Origin of the sequence: Shewanella morhuae (genome assembly GCF_003028295.1) — a bacterium.
Taxonomy (GTDB): Bacteria; Pseudomonadota; Gammaproteobacteria; order Enterobacterales; family Shewanellaceae; genus Shewanella; species Shewanella morhuae.
The window spans coordinates 631,629-650,188 of record NZ_PYSG01000003.1; the positions used below are offsets into that span (position 1 = coordinate 631,629).

General features: G+C 43.7%; 17 protein-coding genes. 8 read left to right on the plus strand and 9 right to left on the minus strand.

Going from position 1 to position 18,560, the window contains the following annotated elements:
• Position 1: 1 nt before the first annotated feature.
• Positions 2–2,122 (minus strand): putative bifunctional diguanylate cyclase/phosphodiesterase, encoded by a 2,121-nt coding sequence (locus C9I43_RS17400; protein WP_107884829.1) that lies wholly within the window; start codon positions 2,120–2,122, stop codon positions 2–4.
• Between the two features lie 292 nt (positions 2,123–2,414).
• Here C9I43_RS17400 and C9I43_RS17405 point away from each other — a divergent pair, with 292 nt between their 5' ends.
• On the plus strand, positions 2,415–2,771 hold the full coding sequence (locus tag C9I43_RS17405) for a hypothetical protein (RefSeq protein ID WP_181317927.1): 357 nt from the start codon (positions 2,415–2,417) through the stop codon (positions 2,769–2,771).
• A gap of 174 nt (positions 2,772–2,945) precedes the next feature.
• On the opposite strand, the gene C9I43_RS19125 is transcribed toward C9I43_RS17405, so the two are convergent.
• The 3 genes from C9I43_RS19125 to C9I43_RS17415 all read right to left on the minus strand — a co-directional run bounded on the left by C9I43_RS19125 (position 2,946) and on the right by C9I43_RS17415 (position 4,412).
• Positions 2,946–3,206 (minus strand): hypothetical protein, encoded by a 261-nt coding sequence (locus C9I43_RS19125; protein ID WP_258192026.1) that lies wholly within the window; start codon positions 3,204–3,206, stop codon positions 2,946–2,948.
• Between the two features lie 17 nt (positions 3,207–3,223).
• Positions 3,224–3,463 carry a hypothetical protein gene (locus C9I43_RS19130; protein ID WP_258192027.1) on the minus strand — a complete coding sequence of 80 codons (240 nt, stop codon included), beginning with the start codon at positions 3,461–3,463 and terminating at the stop codon, positions 3,224–3,226.
• A 130-nt stretch (positions 3,464–3,593) separates the two neighbouring features.
• The gene (locus C9I43_RS17415) at positions 3,594–4,412 is read right to left on the minus strand and encodes a hypothetical protein (protein WP_107884831.1); all 819 of its coding nucleotides are present in this window, start codon (positions 4,410–4,412) and stop codon (positions 3,594–3,596) included.
• 345 nt (positions 4,413–4,757) lie between these two features.
• Between C9I43_RS17415 and C9I43_RS17420 the strand changes: the two genes are divergently transcribed.
• The 3 genes from C9I43_RS17420 to C9I43_RS17430 all read left to right on the plus strand — a co-directional run bounded on the left by C9I43_RS17420 (position 4,758) and on the right by C9I43_RS17430 (position 8,269).
• Entirely contained in the window at positions 4,758–6,089 is a 1,332-nt protein-coding gene (locus C9I43_RS17420) for a M16 family metallopeptidase (protein WP_107884833.1), read from the plus strand.
• Positions 6,086–7,564 (plus strand): M16 family metallopeptidase, encoded by a 1,479-nt coding sequence (locus C9I43_RS17425; RefSeq protein ID WP_107884835.1) that lies wholly within the window; start codon positions 6,086–6,088, stop codon positions 7,562–7,564. Before C9I43_RS17420 ends, C9I43_RS17425 begins: the two co-directional genes overlap by 4 nt.
• Before the next feature lie 123 nt (positions 7,565–7,687).
• On the plus strand, positions 7,688–8,269 hold the full coding sequence (locus tag C9I43_RS17430; RefSeq protein ID WP_107884837.1) for a hypothetical protein: 582 nt from the start codon (positions 7,688–7,690) through the stop codon (positions 8,267–8,269).
• A 44-nt stretch (positions 8,270–8,313) separates the two neighbouring features.
• On the opposite strand, the gene trmL is transcribed toward C9I43_RS17430, so the two are convergent.
• Entirely contained in the window at positions 8,314–8,778 is a 465-nt protein-coding gene (gene trmL, locus C9I43_RS17435) for a tRNA (uridine(34)/cytosine(34)/5-carboxymethylaminomethyluridine(34)-2'-O)-methyltransferase TrmL (RefSeq protein ID WP_107884839.1), read from the minus strand.
• Between the two features lie 159 nt (positions 8,779–8,937).
• On the opposite strand from trmL, the gene C9I43_RS17440 reads away from it, so the two are divergent.
• Together C9I43_RS17440 and C9I43_RS17445 are read left to right on the plus strand one after the other, a co-directional pair.
• Positions 8,938–9,795, plus strand: coding sequence for a DMT family transporter (locus tag C9I43_RS17440; protein ID WP_076497227.1), 858 nt, complete (start codon positions 8,938–8,940; stop codon positions 9,793–9,795).
• A gap of 27 nt (positions 9,796–9,822) precedes the next feature.
• Positions 9,823–10,758 (plus strand): LysR family transcriptional regulator, encoded by a 936-nt coding sequence (locus C9I43_RS17445; protein WP_107884841.1) that lies wholly within the window; start codon positions 9,823–9,825, stop codon positions 10,756–10,758.
• 296 nt (positions 10,759–11,054) lie between these two features.
• On the opposite strand, the gene C9I43_RS17450 is transcribed toward C9I43_RS17445, so the two are convergent.
• Complete coding sequence (locus C9I43_RS17450; protein ID WP_107884843.1) at positions 11,055–11,996, minus strand: LysR family transcriptional regulator; 942 nt, start codon at positions 11,994–11,996, stop codon at positions 11,055–11,057.
• A gap of 126 nt (positions 11,997–12,122) precedes the next feature.
• On the opposite strand from C9I43_RS17450, the gene C9I43_RS17455 reads away from it, so the two are divergent.
• On the plus strand, positions 12,123–14,123 hold the full coding sequence (locus C9I43_RS17455) for a ligand-gated channel protein (protein WP_107884845.1): 2,001 nt from the start codon (positions 12,123–12,125) through the stop codon (positions 14,121–14,123).
• Positions 14,124–14,202: 79 nt separating this feature from the next.
• Here the strand turns inward: C9I43_RS17455 and C9I43_RS17460 are convergent, their stop codons facing one another.
• Both C9I43_RS17460 and C9I43_RS17465 read right to left on the minus strand, forming a co-directional pair.
• Positions 14,203–14,448: a hypothetical protein gene (locus tag C9I43_RS17460; RefSeq protein ID WP_107884847.1), complete on the minus strand. Its 246-nt coding sequence runs from the start codon at positions 14,446–14,448 to the stop codon at positions 14,203–14,205.
• 132 nt (positions 14,449–14,580) lie between these two features.
• Entirely contained in the window at positions 14,581–15,918 is a 1,338-nt protein-coding gene (locus C9I43_RS17465) for a coproporphyrinogen III oxidase family protein (protein ID WP_107884849.1), read from the minus strand.
• Between the two features lie 572 nt (positions 15,919–16,490).
• On the opposite strand from C9I43_RS17465, the gene C9I43_RS17470 reads away from it, so the two are divergent.
• Positions 16,491–17,414 carry a bile acid:sodium symporter family protein gene (locus tag C9I43_RS17470; protein WP_181317935.1) on the plus strand — a complete coding sequence of 308 codons (924 nt, stop codon included), beginning with the start codon at positions 16,491–16,493 and terminating at the stop codon, positions 17,412–17,414.
• 128 nt (positions 17,415–17,542) lie between these two features.
• On the opposite strand, the gene C9I43_RS17475 is transcribed toward C9I43_RS17470, so the two are convergent.
• Complete coding sequence (locus tag C9I43_RS17475) at positions 17,543–18,520, minus strand: formate dehydrogenase subunit gamma (RefSeq protein ID WP_076497499.1); 978 nt, start codon at positions 18,518–18,520, stop codon at positions 17,543–17,545.
• Positions 18,521–18,560: the final 40 nt, after the last annotated feature.

Genomic DNA, 18,560 nt, shown 5'->3' on the forward strand with positions numbered 1-18,560 from the left:
TTTAGGCTAAGCATTTTTGGGTAAAAAAAGCCTGGGTGAAGTGTTCAACCGTACTAGGATAACCAAATAAAAAACCTTGCCCAAAACCTTGCCCCATTCCCGTCATTATGTCTTTTTGTTGCTGTGTTTCTATTCCTTCGGCAATGAAGTTAATCTCCAGAGCTTGCGCGAGTTGTATTATAGCATTGTAGAGTTTTTGTCCTGATGCTTCGTTTAAACGTAGGGCAAACTCAGCATCAATTTTCACACTATCAATAGGTAACGTTCCTAGGCGACTAAGGGAAGACAAGCCGGTGCCAAAATCATCGATGGCAATACTCACTCCAAGCGCTTTAATACGATTGAGTGTGGCTCTTGCTTGTTCTGGCTGGCGCAACAATGCCGACTCGGTAATTTCTAAAATCAGGGCTTCGGCGGGTAAATTTGCCATGGTTAAGGCATTTATAACCTGCTCAATAAAATCGACATGTTCTAACTGCAGCGGTGACACATTAACTGACACTCTAAAGGTCGATTGGTGGTGTTGACGCCAGAGTGCGGCTTGTAAACAAGCTTGTTCTAACACCCATTGCCCCACACTGACAATCAATCCTGTTTCTTCTAGCAAAGAAATAAAATTGGCCGCTTCATAATATTCAGTTGGCGATCTTTGCCATCGCAGTAGTGCTTCAGCGGCAATGGTCTGATTTGTCTGTAAATCCACTATGCATTGATAGGCAAGAGTGAACTGTTTTAAGCTGTGTGCATGTCTTAGGTTATTAATAAGCTGTAATTTTAGCTCAGCAGCTTGGCTCATCGCTTTGTCGTAAAAGACTAAATGTGGCTGGCTTTTTTTAGCGCAATACATGGCGGTATCGGCGAGGCTAATTAACTGTGAGGCCTGGTCGCTATGGGTTGGGTATAGAGCTATACCGATGCTGGTGCCAAGGAAGAATTTTTGCCCTTCAATTTCAAAAGGGCTGTCGAACAAGCTGAGAATTTGCTCTGCAAATAGTTGAATTTCTTCTTTGCAGCTACAGTCTTGTAACACTAAGGTAAACTCATCTCCGCCCATGCGCGCAATATCGGCTTTTTCAATACAGCCGCCTTCGAGCCTTGCTGCAACCAGCTGTAATACCTTATCGCCCATGGCATGACCAAAACTATCATTAATATTTTTGAAGCCATTGAGATCTAAAAACATTAACGCGCCAAGTGTAAGCGGATCAGTTTTGAGCTTTTCGAGGGCACTATGAAGTATTTGCTTAATATGAAACCGATTCGGCAATCCAGTTAAAGTATCGTACATGGCACGAGTCGTGAGCTGAGTTTCAAGCAGTTTTTTCGTGCTGATGTCACTAAAAATGTTCACATGATAGTGTTCATTGTTATGGGTGACAATTTTTCGACTGCTCTGCCAAGCAGGAAAATGATTACCATCTGAGCGGCGTTTCCATATTTCGCCTTGCCAAAAACCTCTTTGTTTTAGGGCCTGTCGGCAATCGTTTTCATCGCTACCAGCTAGATGACGAACATCTAAAAACTCTGGTGTATTATCGATCATTTGCTCGGCGCTATAACCGCAAATGCGACACATCGCTTTATTCACCGCTAAAATACGGTTATCAGCGTCAGTGATATAAACGGCTTCGGCACTTTCTTCTAAGGTGGTTGATATAATTTCTTTAGGAATATGCGCAAAACCATCTGACACGATTTCACGTACCTGATTACGGCGGTTTAATGCTTGTAGCTCCACCAGAACAACAGTTTGCTGCTGTAGAGTACAGTGATATAAGTTGATGCGTGACGGGAGTTCGGTACCTTGTTGGCTGAGATGCAACCAGTTGAACGCTATATTTTTACCCGCAATTGCTTCGAGTATCATTTCTCTTGAGTATTCAACACTATTGCGGCCTGATGATTGAATTCGGGGTGAAAAATCATAGGGAGTTGCATTGATAAACGCGTCGTATTTAGTCTCAAAATAATTAAGCGTGGCTCTATTCGCGCTAATAAAGCTAAAGCCTTGAATTAATGCTAAGGGAGTTTTATGGGGGTGCGCTTGCCAGAGTGACAGCTTTTGTTGCAATACCGGATCGTCGGTACTGAGTTTATTCAATAAATGTTGCCATCTGATCATATCAGCATACTCCCTTAGCGACTCTTAAGGCCACGCCCCCTTCCATAGGTATTTCGTTTATAACGAAATTTAATAAATAATACATTATTTATTAAACATTAAAAATCAATATAATGCTGTTTTTACTCAAAAATAAAATTAGAAGGTATAGTTTAAAATGCTTATATAGGTATATTTTTAATAAATTTGTTCGATATTCTTACTGAGGTTAGTTTCATGCTATGTTTGCCACCGGTCACGCAATTAGACTTTATTGTTCAGCAACGCTATGTGTCAACAAAGGAGACTCGTTATGGCGTATTTATTTAATGTATTTATGTTGTCAGTTTTATTCTTTAGCGTTCAGCTATCAGTGGCTAACGCAGCAGATACGCCTAAACCAGTATTAACGCTAGAACAAAAGACGGATAAGGCTCGGGTAGATTCTCAGTTATTGGAACAAGCACAATTAGAAAAGGCGCGTCAGGCATCAAAAGATGCTGCTGAACGAGCAGATAAGATTAAACAAAAATCTCAAACTAATGATTGGGCAACGCAGCAAAAACGTAAAGCGCAGCAACAGTCTGTGGAGCGAGAGACTCGCGAACAAAAATATTTACGAGAAGCAAAAGAGGCTGCGACACAAGAGCATAAAATTCCTAAACCGTAACTATCACGTATCGGGCACAAGAGCAGGCAGTATTTGTCAGTTCGTATTATAAAAGCCGTTGAGTCATATTGTTTTTTGCAACCACAACCTTTTAATTGCTCATGCATCACTATAGTTAGCGACTCTAATTATTGGTAAAACGTCTTAATTTTGCATAAATAGGCTATTAGCGAGCTAGTGCGATTGCTGTTTTTGATAACGTAGATATGTCGGTATCTGTAAATCATTTACATCGTAGTGATGTTGCGATGGCAAAATAAAAGGATAGGGTTCAGGTAATTGTGCCACCCGGCAAGCCCAATATAACCATGGATTTTCAGGATCGCTGGCTAATACTTTATCGGCCCGCTCAAAATAAGGCTGTAACTGTTGTAAGCTTTGCGGTGGCATCAGCTGGCTTGCACTGCGTTTCAATGTGGTGAGCGCCAATGCCATATGTTGATCCATCAAGTCTAGATTAAGGCCGCGCCAACAAGATTCAATCGACCAACCATAGGGCTTACTTCTGTTATCAAGACGTAACCCAAGGTGCCCATTTCATACATAGCTTTAAGATCACGCTGCACTGAGCGTTTACCTGCATCTTGGGTGCGGTTTACGAGCCGTTCGACTAATTCATTGACGGATATTTTTCGTGGTGCGCGCGGAATTAGGCTGAGTAAGGTGGCTTGACGCTGAAAATTAGGCTGCATATTAGGCCAATAGTCTGACAGGGATAGCAGTATGATAATCAAAAGCTGCGACAACATGTGTCGCAGATTTTTTATATTAGAAATTTAGTCATGGAAGAGGGGTAACGCTTTATCAGCATTTGAAGATTATTTATAGGGTGCTGACTTGAAGATCGGCCCACTTGGTGCCTGGTGCATTATGGTAAAGAGTCGCTAGAACATCGAACGCTCCATCAGACCAAGAACCAAACTGAGGCTCAAAATGTTGGTACATGCCCATACCGTGCGCTAACTCATGCATTACTGTTTGTGTGTTCCATTTGCAACCGTGGTTATTTCCCATATTGGTCCAAATCAGATTTTCTTTGCTGTAGGTATAACCGGTCTTGTCCCACAGGATTTGTAAAGCACCACTGAAAGGCGCTATGGATGAGTTAGCGCACATATTCTGGGCATTGTTGGAATATTGCTTATCATAGTAGCCAGAATCAATTGAAAGAATCATACCGCCTTCTGATAAGTTATTTTGTGCCATGAAAAAGGCTTTATCAAAAGTATCATTACCCATATTTTCATCGGACGCATTTGTGTCCCGATATTGCTGTACGTCCCAGGTCAGTAGTTTAAAATCGGTGAAAATATCACCTAAACGTGACTCTAATTGAGCGACACCATCAATCAATGTTTGAGGTGGATTAGCACCGTCAATGGAGACAAAGTATAAGGGGATTTGAGTTTCTGTAGACCAACGCAAAACACCATCACCTAGATAGTAAGTGACTGCCTCAGGTGTTTTCATTAACAGTTCATTGGTCGCACTGTCAGGGTAATTTTGATTGGCTGAATTTGTGTTCCTAGCCAATGAGAGTACCTGTTCAGTCGTTAGGTTCTCTGCATTATCATCGCCACCACCACAAGCTGTTAAGGCGATAATGGAGGCTGATAAAAAAGTTAGTGCTAATGGTTTCATTATTTTATTTCATGTCGTTCAATGATTAAGATGCGGGCAGTGTATATTTTTATTTTATAAAAACAAGTGGTTAGATTTTTTAAAGCTATCATTATAACTATTGTTGTTTTATAACAGCCTAATGATAATGTTCATTTTTTAGGCTGCACCTAAAATAGATGCTATCGATTACACCCATTTTTGTTAATGCTGCCTTCAAACCCTAGGTGAAAGATAAAGACCTCACTAGCTTGAGCTTACGAAAGCTTTAGCTTACAAAAAATCAGCTTGAGCTGAGCTATTTGTACTTGATTTGTTAAATGATTTGCTTTCATATGTGGATATTTACAGCAAGGAGCGAACAAGATGAAGCGCACGCTATCGGCTCTTGTATTGGCAATGGGACTTTTGAATCCCTTAAGCCAAGCACAGGCCACCACGGCAGAAGACATTAAGAGTTTCACGCTAGATAACGGCATGAAAATCATGGTGCTAGAAGATGCCTCAATTCCCAATGCCAACATGTATTTGTTTTGGAAAGTCGGTTCACGTAACGAAGCGCCCGGCATTACCGGTATTTCACATTTTTTCGAGCACATGATGTTTAACGGTTCAAAAAAGTATGGCCCGAAAATGTTCGACCGTACTATGGAAGCCGCAGGTGGCGCGAACAATGCGTATACCACTGAAGACATGACGGTTTATACCGATTGGTTCCCCGCTAATGCGCTCGAAACTATGTTCGATCTTGAAGCCGACCGTATCGCTAACTTAGATATCAACCAAACTATGGTCGATAGTGAGCGTGGCGTAGTGCAGTCTGAGCGTTCCACTGGTTTAGAAAACTCTAACTGGAATGCCCTTGAAGGCGAAATTAAAGGCGTGGCATTTTTAGCTCATCCTTATTCTTGGTCGGTGATCGGCCATGAGTCGGATATCGCCGCTTGGACGCTGGAAGATCTCGTGCAGTACCACAAAACCTATTACGCGCCGAATAATGCTGTGGTGGTGATTGCGGGTGATGTAAAGCTTGCCCAAGTTAAAGCTTTGGCCGACAAGTACTTTGCGCCTATTCCTGCACAAACTCCGCCTAAAGCGATTCGCACCGTTGAACCTGAGCAAAAGGGTGAGCGTCGTACTTTTGTGCAAAAGGCGTCGGTGAGCACACCTAATGTCATGTTGGCTTACCATATTCCGGCGGCGACTCACGCAGATTTTTATGCGTTGGATTTATTAAGCTCTATTTTAAGTCAAGGGAATAGCTCGCGTTTTTATCAATCACTGGTTGATAAACAAGTGGCCTTAGAAGCGCAAACCTACATGCCGATGTCGGTCGATCCTAACCTCTTCTATGTGATGGGCGTTGCCACGCCCGAGGTGAAAGCTTCGACATTGGAACGCGCGCTGATTGAACAAATTGATGCGATTGCGACGAATGGTGTTACTCAGCAAGAACTAGATAAAGTTAAAAATATCAAGTTGATGGATTTTTATCGTTCGATGGAAACCATTAATGGTAAGGCCAATACTATAGGCACCTATGAGATGTATTTTGGCAATTACGATAAGTTATTTAATGCGCCAGAAGCCTATAATCAGGTGACAAGCGCGGATATTCAACGTGTTGCCCAAACCTATTTACGTAAATCGAATCGCACTGTAGCTGTGCTGGCGGCAACCGAGGAGTCTTCTCAATGAAATCAACGTCAGCGAAATCGACAGCAATGAAATTACTTAAGATGGCATCACCTAGGAAACCCTCTAAGTTAATGGCCGCATTAGCCCTAGGCACAAGTTTAGCTTTAGCAGGTTGTGCTACGACATCGGCGCCAAAACGTGTTGATACTGGCAGCTTTGTGATGCCAAGTTATGACAAGTTCGTACTAGATAATGGCTTAACCGTGTATTTAATGCCGCAGCGCGAAGTACCATTAATTACTTTAAATGCCGTGGTGCGTGCGGGTGCTGTCAATGACACTACCGCAGGCGTAGCGCAAATGACGGCGGAAGGCTTACTGTTAGGTGCGGCGGGTAAATCTAAGGCAGATATCGAGCAACAAATAGATTTTCTCGGTGCAAGTTTAGGTGCTGAAGCGGATAAAGAAGGCAGCTATCTTAGCGCCGATTTTATGGCGAAAGATACTGATGTCATGCTGAGTTTATTTAGTGCGGCGATGTTAACGCCAGACTTTGATGTCGCCGAGTTTGATAAACTCAAACAGCGCGCCATTGCGGGTTTGCAGCAAGATAAAGAAAGCCCGCGTGCGGTGATTGGGCGTTACTTCGATAAGCTAGTGTTCGGCGCCCATCCTTATGGGAATGCGGCTTCGGGTAATAGTGAATCGCTTGAACAAGTAACAGTGTCGCAACTGCGTGCTTTCCATAAGAGTTACTACCAACCAGCCAATACTGCGATTACTGTGGTGGGGGACTTTGATATTGCCGCCATGAAGGCCAAGCTGACGCAAACCTTTGGTCAGTGGCAGGGCAGTGAAAAGCTAGTGCAGCCTGACTTAAACCAAGGCTTACCTCAGTTGACTACAGCTAAAGTTTTGCTGGTGGATAAACCCGATGCCATCGAAACCACGTTCGTGATCGGCGGTTTAGGTATTAGCCGTGACAACCCAGACTATGTGGGTTTAACCGTAGTGAACACTATTTTAGGTGGCCGTTTTACCTCTTGGCTTAACGATGAGCTGCGGGTGAATGCCGGGTTAACTTATGGTGCGCGCTCAGGTTTTACGCCGTATACCGATGCAGGTGTGTTTACTATTAGCACTTTCACTAAGACGGAAACCACCCAAGAAGCAATGGATTTAGCTTTAAAAACCTATGCTCGTTTGTGGGAGAAAGGCGTTGATCAAGCCACCTTAGATTCAGCTAAAGCTTATGTGAAAGGCCAGTTCCCACCTAAGTTTGAAACATCAGGCCAGCTGGCGGGACTCTTGTCAGGCATGTATCTGTATGGTTTTGATGATAAGTTTATCAATGAGTTTCAGGCTAAGGTCGATGGCTTGACCTTAGAAGAAACCCAAAGGTTAGTTAAGGCTTACTTTCCGCAAAAAAATCTACAATTTGTGTTGATTGGCAATGCCGCTAAAATAGCACCCATCGCCGCTAAATACGGCACAGTACATACAGTGGATATTAATGCCACAGGGTTTGGTCAGTAAACTAAAGCTGCGTGCGCAAAACTTAAGTCTTTGCCTTAGTTATCAATTTAAAAGGTCTGCATTGCAGACCTTTTACTTTTTGCCCATAGTAAGGATATTAACCATAGGCGTTTAGGTGGGGAAATGCGGTTTAAGCAAAAAGATGGTCCACAAAGGCGGCATTTAAAAATAAGTCATACAAGAATCAACATCTACTTAGGCGTAGCACTAACTCTTTTTGCCCTACTGCCGACTTCGGCTTTAGCGGCTAAGGTCAGTTTTAAGGATTTTTGCCCTCAATTTGTCGGACAGTGGGCGGGTGATTCTGCCAAAGTTGGGGAAATTCCTAAAAAAGTCACAGTCAATGGTTTTTGCTCCCAAGATCAGCGGCAGTTAATCTTATCTGTGAGTATTGGCACGAGGGCGCCTTTTAGCGAAACTTGGTGGTTTCGGGAACAAGGTTCACAAGTGCTGCTGACCTACTACGACGGTGTAGCAGAAGATAAACAGCAAGTGTTTAGCTTATATCGTCAAAATGGCGATTATTCACTGCTAGGAGAAGGGATTGTCAGCACACGACCCGCATTGATCCAACTACTCTTTGATACCAAAACGCCTGCTGGCGCATGGCTGTGGACGCAAAATATTCAGTATTTAGATGATGATATTGACCGCTACCAGCTATTTCGCGGCATAGAGATGACACCTGTCGCGCCATCTCCTTAATCGTTAATTCAGCTTACCCTCAATGGTATTTAACTGAAGTTTGCTTACAGTGCGCCTGTAAAATCTAGCTGACGCCAAGCTTCATAGCTGATAATCGCCACCGCATTAGAGAGGTTTAAACTACGACTCGTGGCGGCCATAGGGATACGTAATCTTTGTTCGGTAGGAATCGACTCGATAATGGCCATCGGTAAACCGCGGGTTTCTGGGCCAAATAGCAGTACATCATCTTTTGCAAAACGAAGTTCTGAATGTGGGCGACTTCCCTTAGTGGTACAGGCCATAATGCGCTTGCCCGCCATAGCATCGAGAAAGGCATCAAAGTTTTTATGCCGAGTGACGTTAGTTAAATCGGCATAATCTAAGCCGGCTCGACGTAATTTTTTTTCTTCTAAATCAAAACCTAAAGGTTCAATTAAATGCAGTTGGCAGCCATTGTTAGCGCATAAACGAATAATATTGCCTGTATTAGGTGCGATTTCTGGCTCATAGAGTGCGATATGGAACATGCTTGCCCGCCTGTAGAAAATGACGGCTGATTATACGGTAAACTACGCCCAAACGCAGTGTTTGTCATGCTTATGTTGTTAGGATTCAGACAATGCTTGCTAGTTTATTCGCCTCAAGATAACATATCTCTACATCAAGATACTTCTTAAAGACTCATTATGCCTTTTGTCATAGCCTTACTCGCCCCGGTATTTTGGGGTACGACTTATGCGTTAGTTAATTTGTATTTACAAGATATGTCGCCTTACTGGGTAGCCGTATGGCGCGCTTTACCCGCAGGGATTTTGCTGCTGATGCTGCGCCCTCGTTTGCCGACTCTGGCATGGTCAAAGTTATCTTTACTTTCTTTTTGTAATATCGGTGCCTTCTTTGCTTTGTTGTTTATTGGGGCTTATCGTTTACCTGGCGCAGTGGCGGGCACATTAGGTGCCACTCTGCCGTTAATTTTCATCATCTTAGCTTGGGTTATTGACAAAAAGCGTCCGGGAATGAAGTGGTTACTATTGGGGTTAATGGGACTTGGTGGGGTAATGTTACTGCTCAACCCTTCAGCGGATCTTGATCCTATCGGCGTGCTCTGCATGTTGGGGGCGACAACCCTAGTGGCTTTGTCATCCCGCTGGATGCAACGATGGGATGTGGGTGACTACTTAGTGCTGACCGCGTGGCAGTTATTCTTGGGGGGATTGATGTTAATTCCGCTGGCGTGGTTTATGTCTGGTGCGCCACAATTACCAGCGATGCACGTGGTGCCTTCACTTATCTGGTTAGTGATAGCCAACACCGCGCTAGCCTACTGGGCTTGGTTGTGGTCGATGCGACATTTAGGGCCAGACATTATGGGTATGGTGGCATTAGTTAACCCTGTGGTCGCGGTACTATTGGGGGTATTAATCGTCGGTGAAACCTTTGATTTTCGCCAATGGGCGGGGATTGGCGTAATTTTATTGTCGCTGGTGTTGATGAAGTTGCCGCCGAAGTTCAGCATCTACCCATTTAAAAAAAATCGTCCGTAGTAATATGTTGAGATAAATGAGAAGTAGATGTTAAAACGACTAGATCTGAATTTACTGCCCGTGCTTGAAATTCTACTAGAAGAGCGCAGTGTTACCGCTGCGGCAGCTCGTTTGCATTTAAGCCAATCGGCGGTGAGTAAACAGCTGACTCGTCTTAGGGAAGTATTTGATGATCCGTTGTTTGAGCGAACCGCCTATGGTCTTAAACCCACACCTAAGGCGTTATCCCTTGCGCCTGAGTTACGCCAATGCCTACAACAATTAGCCCAATTTACGCGGCCAGATAGTTTTGAACCCGCCTTAAGTCAGCGCCAATTTAGAATGCATTTAGTCGAAACGACTTACTCGCTCACTCTGCCTTATTTTATGCCTGAGTTGTTGGTACAAGCCCCGAGTGTGAGTATTAATTGCCAAACGTGGCGCCTTGATACTATGGACAGATTACTGCGTTGTGATATTGATTTGGCGATTGGTTGCCGTGAATGGGATGAGCGTTCGCCCATGCATGTGAATGATATATCAGACGATCTCTCTTATGTCGAATTAGTACAAGATTACTCAGTATGTTTAATGCGCCGCGATCATCCTGCGTTAAAACAGGAGTGGAATTTAGAAACTTTTTTGAGTTATCGTCAGTTACAAGTGGCTTTTGGTGGCCTAGAGCATTGGCTGCTGGATGATGTGTTGCAGCTTGAAGGGCGTAAGCGCGATATTGCAGTGAATATGACCGATTTTCAGAGTGCGCTCTCCTTATGTGAACAAAGCGATTTAATTCTCTGCGCGCCTTCCCGTTACGCCTTAGCCTTGATGAAATCCTTTGATCTGCAATATTTACCTTCGCCTATTCACTTAATCCCCGGCGCTTACTTGCTGATGTGGCATAAACATTTTGAACACGATCTGAGCCATAAATGGCTGCGAGAGTTGATCATTAGCCGAGTTCAGCAGTCACTTATCGTTTAGGCATAGTTAGTGTGTTAACTAACTCGAACTCGATAAGCCTTGCGACTCTACAGATTATTCCCTCTTTATTTGCATTAACGTTGCGACTACTCGCTCGCCATTAGTCGCAACGTTGTTTTGATAACGAAAAAATGACCTCTGAAGCATTAATTTTGTGGATAAGGCCATAAAGTTAATCAGTTACCACAGCCACAATTCCGAGTTTAGGTTAACTAGAGTAAGCACGAAGTTCGCGCCTAAATATTTCCTTTATGTTTTTACTAAAAAAATTAACTCAGCGTTTATGGTATTAAATCTTAAGCGGCGCCGCGTTTCACGGGTTGGCAAAAACCACTCTGACCAAAATATTGGCTGAGGGTGTTTAAAGCTTCTTTCACTTTTGCGGGCTGCTTATCCCGCGCCGATGTCACGCTGTAAACTTTATAGGTACTGAGTGACCATTCTGGTAATAGAGTCACAAGCTGGCCGCTTTTTAGGTATTTGTAAATTTCAGGCTCTGGCAGGGCGGCAAACCCTAGGCCATCAAGAGTGAACTGAATTAACGCCTGCATGTTGTTAACCGCAATTCGTGAGCTTGCAAGCTCAAAGCGCGCTTGGCTGTGATTATGGGTTAATATTTCGCTCTTAGTGCAGGCATGATTTACTCTGGCATAAGTATGGTTAACTCGATTAAAGGCTGCTAATTCAGTTGGATGGTGAATATTTTTATGCATGGGTAAGTAATCGGGTGAGACACACAGCAACATACGCCAATCAGCCAAATGGCGGGCAATTAAGTTGGAATCAGATAAAGGGCCGATGCAAATCGCCAAATCAATACCGTCGTTGACTATATCTATCGGGCCATCCTGTAGCAGTAAATTCAAACTAATTTGTGGATGGGCTGCTAACAGATACTTAAAGGGCTCGCTCAACAGGCCGCCGCCAAATCCTATGGGCGCGGCAATTTTCAATTCCCCCGAAGGGATCCCTTTCAAGTTATTAAGTTTCTGCTCTGTGGTTTCAACTATCGCGATAACTTTGCAGCAATTCTTATAGAACAAACTGCCAGCCTCAGTAAGCGTGAGGTTACGAGTATTACGGTGCAGCAGGCTGATCCCCATGTCCATTTCAAGTTTAGTCACCTGTTGGCTCACCGCTGACGAGCTAAGATTTAACTGCTGCGCTGCGGCGCTCATTGAGCCCCTTTCTACGATAGTCGTAAAAACGATCATCCCTTTAATCATGTTTTTATTCATTGTTAAGTCGCTCTTACAAGTGAATACCTAAAGTCTAACTTGAGCTGATTGTAACATAGGGATACATTGCCGTATTGAAAACTATTCTCATTTAAAAGATGTTAACTCAATGGAGACTTGTCGGTTATGTTGTTAAGTCGTAAGAAATACCTCGCCCAAATGATCACTGCTTTATGTTTGTTACCCGCAGTACCTGTAACAAGTGTCCTTGCCGATACCGCACCAGATAAAGAAAAGATGATGGAAAGAATCGTGGTGACCGCCTCGGGTTTTGAACAGCAAATTCGCGATGCACCCGCTTCTATCAGCGTGATCACCCGTGAGGATTTAGATAACCGTTTTTACCGCGACTTAACCGATGCCATGTTAGAAGTCCCTGGCGTGGTTATCACCGGCGGCGCTGACCGGCAGGATATTAGCCTGCGAGGTATGGGTAGCCAATATACGTTAATTTTAGTCGATGGTAAGCGTCAATCTTCGCGTGAAACACGGACTAATAGCGATGGCCCAGGCGTTGAAGGCGCTTGGACGCCGCCATTGGCGGCTATTGATAGAATTGAGGTTGTTCGTGGGCCAATGTCATCACTTTATGGTTCGGATGCGATTGGCGGTGTAATCAATATTATTACTCGCAAGGTACCCAATGAGTGGCAGGGGGAATTACGACTCGATACGACCTTGCAGGAAAAATCCACATCAGGCAACGTATACCAGAGTAATTTTTTTGTTAACGGTGGTGTGATTAAAGATCTGTTGGGGATGCAGCTCTACGGTCAATATACCCAACGTGAAGAAGATCAAATCTATGGTGGTTATCGTGGTCGTGATGCGACGAATCTGACAGCAAGATTTGCACTTACTCCTAACGAAAACCACGATATCATGTTTGAAATGGGCGTATCTAATCAAGAGCTTGATAGTAGCTTAGGTAAAACGGTCGCCCCCTTAGCACCTGGTGAAACCTGCGGTCGTAACGGTTGCCCCGCTTCTTCGACCACCGAATATGACAATAGTACGCTTTCGCTTTCACACACAGGGCGCTGGGATTTTGGTACGTCGGATACCTATATCAAGCATGAGGTATTTGATAACAAAACCCGCAAGATGAAAATCACTAACACAGATGCTCAATCTAGTTTGCTTACCACATTAGGCCAAAGCCATACCGCGACCTTTGGTGCGGCATTTAATCATCAGGATTTAACGGATAAGACAGGTAATAAGATTAGTGATTTAACTGATATTAGCCGTAACCAATGGTCAGTATTTTCTGAAGATGAATGGCGTATCGTCGATAATTTTGCGCTGACCATGGGACTGCGCTTTGATGATGATGAAAACTTTGGTAACCATGTTAGCCCGCGAGTTTACGGCGTGTGGGGATTAACCGACAGCACCACTTTAAAAGGTGGGGTATCGACGGGCTTTAAAGCACCGAGCTTACGCCAGACCGTGCGCGATTGGGGGCAAGTGAGTCGTGGCGGTAACATGTATGGTAATCCGGATTTACAGCCTGAAACGTCCATTAACTATGAGCTTGGCTTATATTCGGATCTTACAGAGAGCATTACTGCCAGTGCAGGGGTGTTCTATAACGAATTTAAAGATAAAATTACCCGCGTGGCGTGCCCTGCAACCCAATGTACCGATGGCCCTAATCAGTTTGGTTCCGACCCGACAACGTATGTGAATATTGACGATGCTGTAACTCAAGGGATTGAGTTGAGTGTTGACTACCGCATTCGCTCAAACTTGAGCTTAACGGGTAATTACACTTATACGGATTCGGAGCAAAAGACGGGTGCTTATAAAGGCAGTCCATTAAATCAATTGCCTAAGCATTTGATTCAAGCATCAGTGAACTATGAGCCTATTGATAATTTCAGCACTTGGCTGAGGGTGAATTACCGTGGCGAAGAAAGCCAGCCTACGACAGGGCCGTCGTCGAGGAGTTTAATTGCGCCTTCTTACACGTTACTGGATTTGGGTGCGAATTATCAATTGAACGATAGTGTGAAATTTAGTGCGGGTATTTATAACGCCTTTGATAAAGACATTACCGAAGAAGAATACGGCTATATCGAAGATGGTCGTCGTTATTGGTTAGGTATGACTTACAGTTTTTAAGCTGACACCTTTTTGCTAACACTTAAACTAGAGCCAGAGTGAATCACTCTGGCTTTTTATTAGCTGTATTTACCAATGACTATTTTACTAACGGGTGCGTGCGCGCAAGCTCAATGGCCGCACCTATGGCGTTCCGTGCTTGGGGGCTGTTTTTCCAGCACGTGGTGCGCAGCATACTGGCGACCAAGTTGGCAATATCATCGACTTCGTGTTGTGCTAATTGCTGTAGAGAATGGATACCAATTTCTTCAAAGCGCTGAATCACCGTCGGGCCTACGCCTTTAAGTGCCAGTAATGCTTGTTTTTCCTGTGAATTAAAACCCATAACCCATACTCCTTTATGATTGGGGATTACATTTTATCGTCAAATTAAGCCAAGATTACCTTTAAACCGAGTTAACAAAAAGGCCCTCTAAAGGGCCTATTGAATCTTCATTAACGCCAGCATCAATAAGTATTACATATCGCAAGGCTTGAGTGGTTTGCGTAATTGAGCACGCACGTTATCCATGCCTGAGTAAAACTCTTTCATCATTAATAAGCCCATCATCTTACCGTTGTCGGTCACGATCAAATTATCGGGATCCGTTGGGTCATTTTTGATCGCGCCAATTAACTTCATTGAGGTCATTTCTTTAAATAAGGCTGTATCTAAATTGACGCCAAAATTATCACGGAAATATTTACGTGATAAACGGCCAGAGAACATACCGAGCAAGAAGCGATACTGCATCACATCTTTTTTGCTGTAGTTCTTTTGCTGCTCAACGCCCATTTTCCCTGCGGCAACGCGCTCTTGGTACTTACGCAATGAGAAGGTATTGACGTAAAGGGTATCATTTAAAAAGCTGAATGAGCCAGAACCCACGCCTAAATATTCGTCGTAATCGATAACGTATTCGTCAAATCCTTCGTTATCGGTTTTACCAAATGCCCAGGCAGACAATTGATTATATTGGCCATTTAAACTATTTAATATTTGGCGATATTGGTTTGCCATCTCTCCTTGTGGTGCAGCCAGCTTACCTTTAACGCTCTTACGGGTCTGATGGGTGATCATCAATGGATAAGTGGTAATTTGTCTTGGGTCTAAACGCGATGCCATGTCGAGATCATGCTGGATCACTTCATCGGTTTGGCCACGGAAACCAAAAATCAGGTCGACGTTAATAATTGGGAACAGCTCTTTAGCACCCATGATTTTGTCGAAGGTTTGCTGACCTGTGCCGAATTTTTCCAGTCTGTCGGTCATCTTTAAAATATCATCATTAAAACTTTGCACGCCAATAGACATGCGATCGACTAAGCCTTTAAGTTGTTTAAACCCTGGGCTGTCTAAATGCTGCGGATCGGACTCGCAGGACACTTCTTTAATGCTGGGAAACAGCGTTTTAGCATGCTCAATAGTGCGGGCTAATTCATCTTCTAATACAGTGGTTGTGCCGCCGCCAATGTACATAGATTCAAAGTCATAACCTAATGCTTTGACCATATCCATTTCTTTACGCAACGAGATAAAGTAAGCGCGCGCCTTATCTTCCTTAAATATAAAACGGTGGAAGGTGCAGTAAGAACATAGGGTGTGACAGAAAGGAATATGCGCGTATAACATGTACTTTTTGCCTTCAACTGGCGCAGGCATCATTTCGGCAGAAATAGTATCAAGGCGAAGATTTTTGTCGACATAATACTGCATCACCCGTTCCATTGAGCTGAGCATCCAGTTAGGAACGGTAATATTAGCTTGATAAGGCTTAATGATAGCGCTGTTGGGCGTTTGGATAATTGAAGACATAACGATTCCTATCTGAGAGTGCTAACCGTAAATACCGGAATTGCTTTAGGTAATTCACGACCACCTAGCGTAATTAGACTAACGGGTATGTTGCCAATAAAACGTGAACTGGTTACAAGTTACGGCTTCCTAACATATAAATCACGGTGTTTTGTTAAGCAGATCATGTTTTAGTGATCTGCAATGCATTTTTAATGGCAAGTGGTTCAAAAGGGATGCTTAAAATGCGGTTAACCCTATTTTATTTAAGCTGAACTAGGGATAATGAGTGTCGAAAAATCTAAATTTAACAAACTAAATCAATGCTATAAATGATTATTTTGAAACGAAAAATCTATTTTCTGACTGAATCCGCAGATTTTTGTGCATATCAAGGCGCTCTGTCGTACGCCATAGCGAGCTATGGTTAGGCAGCGCAACGCAGAGAAGCCCGAAAAGATGTCGATTCAGCGGCTCTGCTTATCCCGATCGTAGGTTATTTAGTCTTAATCCCCCATAGCGGGCTTGTCTATCTAGATTGTGACTGTCATGATCTGAGCGTTAACATAACCTCTGCGGTAAAAAGGCTGGCTATATTGGTCAATATAAATCGATTCTTTCCACTGTTGGCATTGTGTGGTGCTGTGCTTGCTTATGTTATGCCCAATAGTTTTATTGAGTTTAAATCCGCCATTGTGCCGCTGCTGGTGGTCATCATGCTATCTATGGGGCTTACCTTAAATCTGTTCGATTTTGCTAATGCCTTCAAACAGAAGCGTGCGGTACTCACAGGGTTGGTGCTGCAATTCTCAATTATGCCGCTTAGCGCATTATTGATTAGCCAGCTATTGGGCTTAGATAGGGAGCTCACCATTGGCATGGTTTTGGTGGGTAGCGTTGCGGGTGGCACGGCTTCTAACGTCGTTTGTTACTTGGCAAAAGGTGATGTGGCGTTATCAATCACTATGACGGCACTGTCGACATTAGCGGGAGTGGTATTAACTCCGCTGATTATCAAGCTGCTGATTGGTGAGATGATCGATATCCCTTTTACCGATATGCTGCTGAGCTTGGTGAAAATCGTGTTAATTCCGGTCAGTGCTGGCGTGATTATCAATCATTTTTTTAAATCACAGGTAGCTAAAATCGCTCCGGTACTGCCACTCATTTCTATTTTAGCGATTGTAATGGCGATCACTATTATTGTGGCTCTAAACGCTGATCAGTTTGATAAGGTCGGCTCGATTATTTTGTTAGCTGTATTTTTACACAATGGTTTGGGCCTTGCCTTGGGCTACTTTTGCTGCCGCTTATTGGGCTTTAACCATACGGTTTGTAAGACCATATCTATTGAAGTCGGCCTACAAAATTCCGGCCTCGCTACGGCTTTGTGTATTAAGTTTTTTAGCCCTATTTCTGCTATCCCTAGCGCGATATTCTCGATATGGCATAACCTATCAGGCGCTATGTTGGCGGGATATTGGGCGAGTTTAGAGCAAAAAAAATCGGAAAAATAACAGGGTGTAACTGCACTTGTACAGTTTGATATTATCAAGAGAAGTGCGCTAGCAGTTGGCGGCTTTAAAGAAAAAGCCTCTGTAAGCAAACTCACAGAGGCTTTTTTTTATCGTTAAAGTAACAAGATTTATTCTTTGTACTTCAAGGTGCCGTTAGCTTTGATTTCGTCAAACCACAGGTTGTGATGTTGGCTTGCCCAGTTTTCATCACAGTAGCCCGATACCATACATTCCATCCCGCCTTCTGACATCACGGTTGCCATGAAGATGTGCACGATAGAGAAAGCACAGATCACGATAGCGCTTACAGAATGCAGCACGAGTGCTATCAAGCTCAATGTACGGCTAGGTTCAAATAGGTTAGGGAAGAGTAACAACATGCCCGAGGCCGAAATCACTAATCCAAACAGGGCAAAGGCCCAAAACCACATTTTTTCACCCGCGTTAGCAAAACCCGCATCTGGGTGCTTACCTTTGAATGGACCAAAGTTAATGTAGCCACCGACCACCATAAACCACTTTACGTCGTACATTTTTGGCAGTTGGTTTTTCGCCCATAATACGGTCATTAATGCCCAACCGATCATGAAAGGAAACGCCATTACGTCATGGATTTGTTTGGCACCGTAGACAAGGCCAGCCCAAAATCCTTCACCTAACCAAGGTTGGAAAAAGAATCGTCCAGCCAGTAAGGTTAAGCCCGTTAAAATCAACAATAAGCACGGGATCGCGCCTAACCAGTGGATTGAAACATCGAACTTAGACCAACGATGCACCAGCTTGCCAGAAAAACCATGGTGCAGCGTAGAAATGCCGTTCACCTTGATAAATAAGACAAAGATAATAATCATACCAAATAACGCTGCCATTAAGGCCGGCGCTAACCAGTCGCTGCGTAACGTTAATACCCGTAAATCATAGGTATTAATGGGTTGAGCGTGAAACTCACTTTGGGAGGTAGTGTATCCCGTGGCGCCATCTTTCAGTTGTGCCCACATTTGCGCATCAGACTGTTCAACTTGAGCCAGTTCACCACCATTAGCGAAGCACACAGCACTAAATAACAGTGCGATAGCTAACCCTATGTGCTTGAACCATTTATTTATCATATATCCTCTCTCACTCAGCTACACCTACCGAGATGGG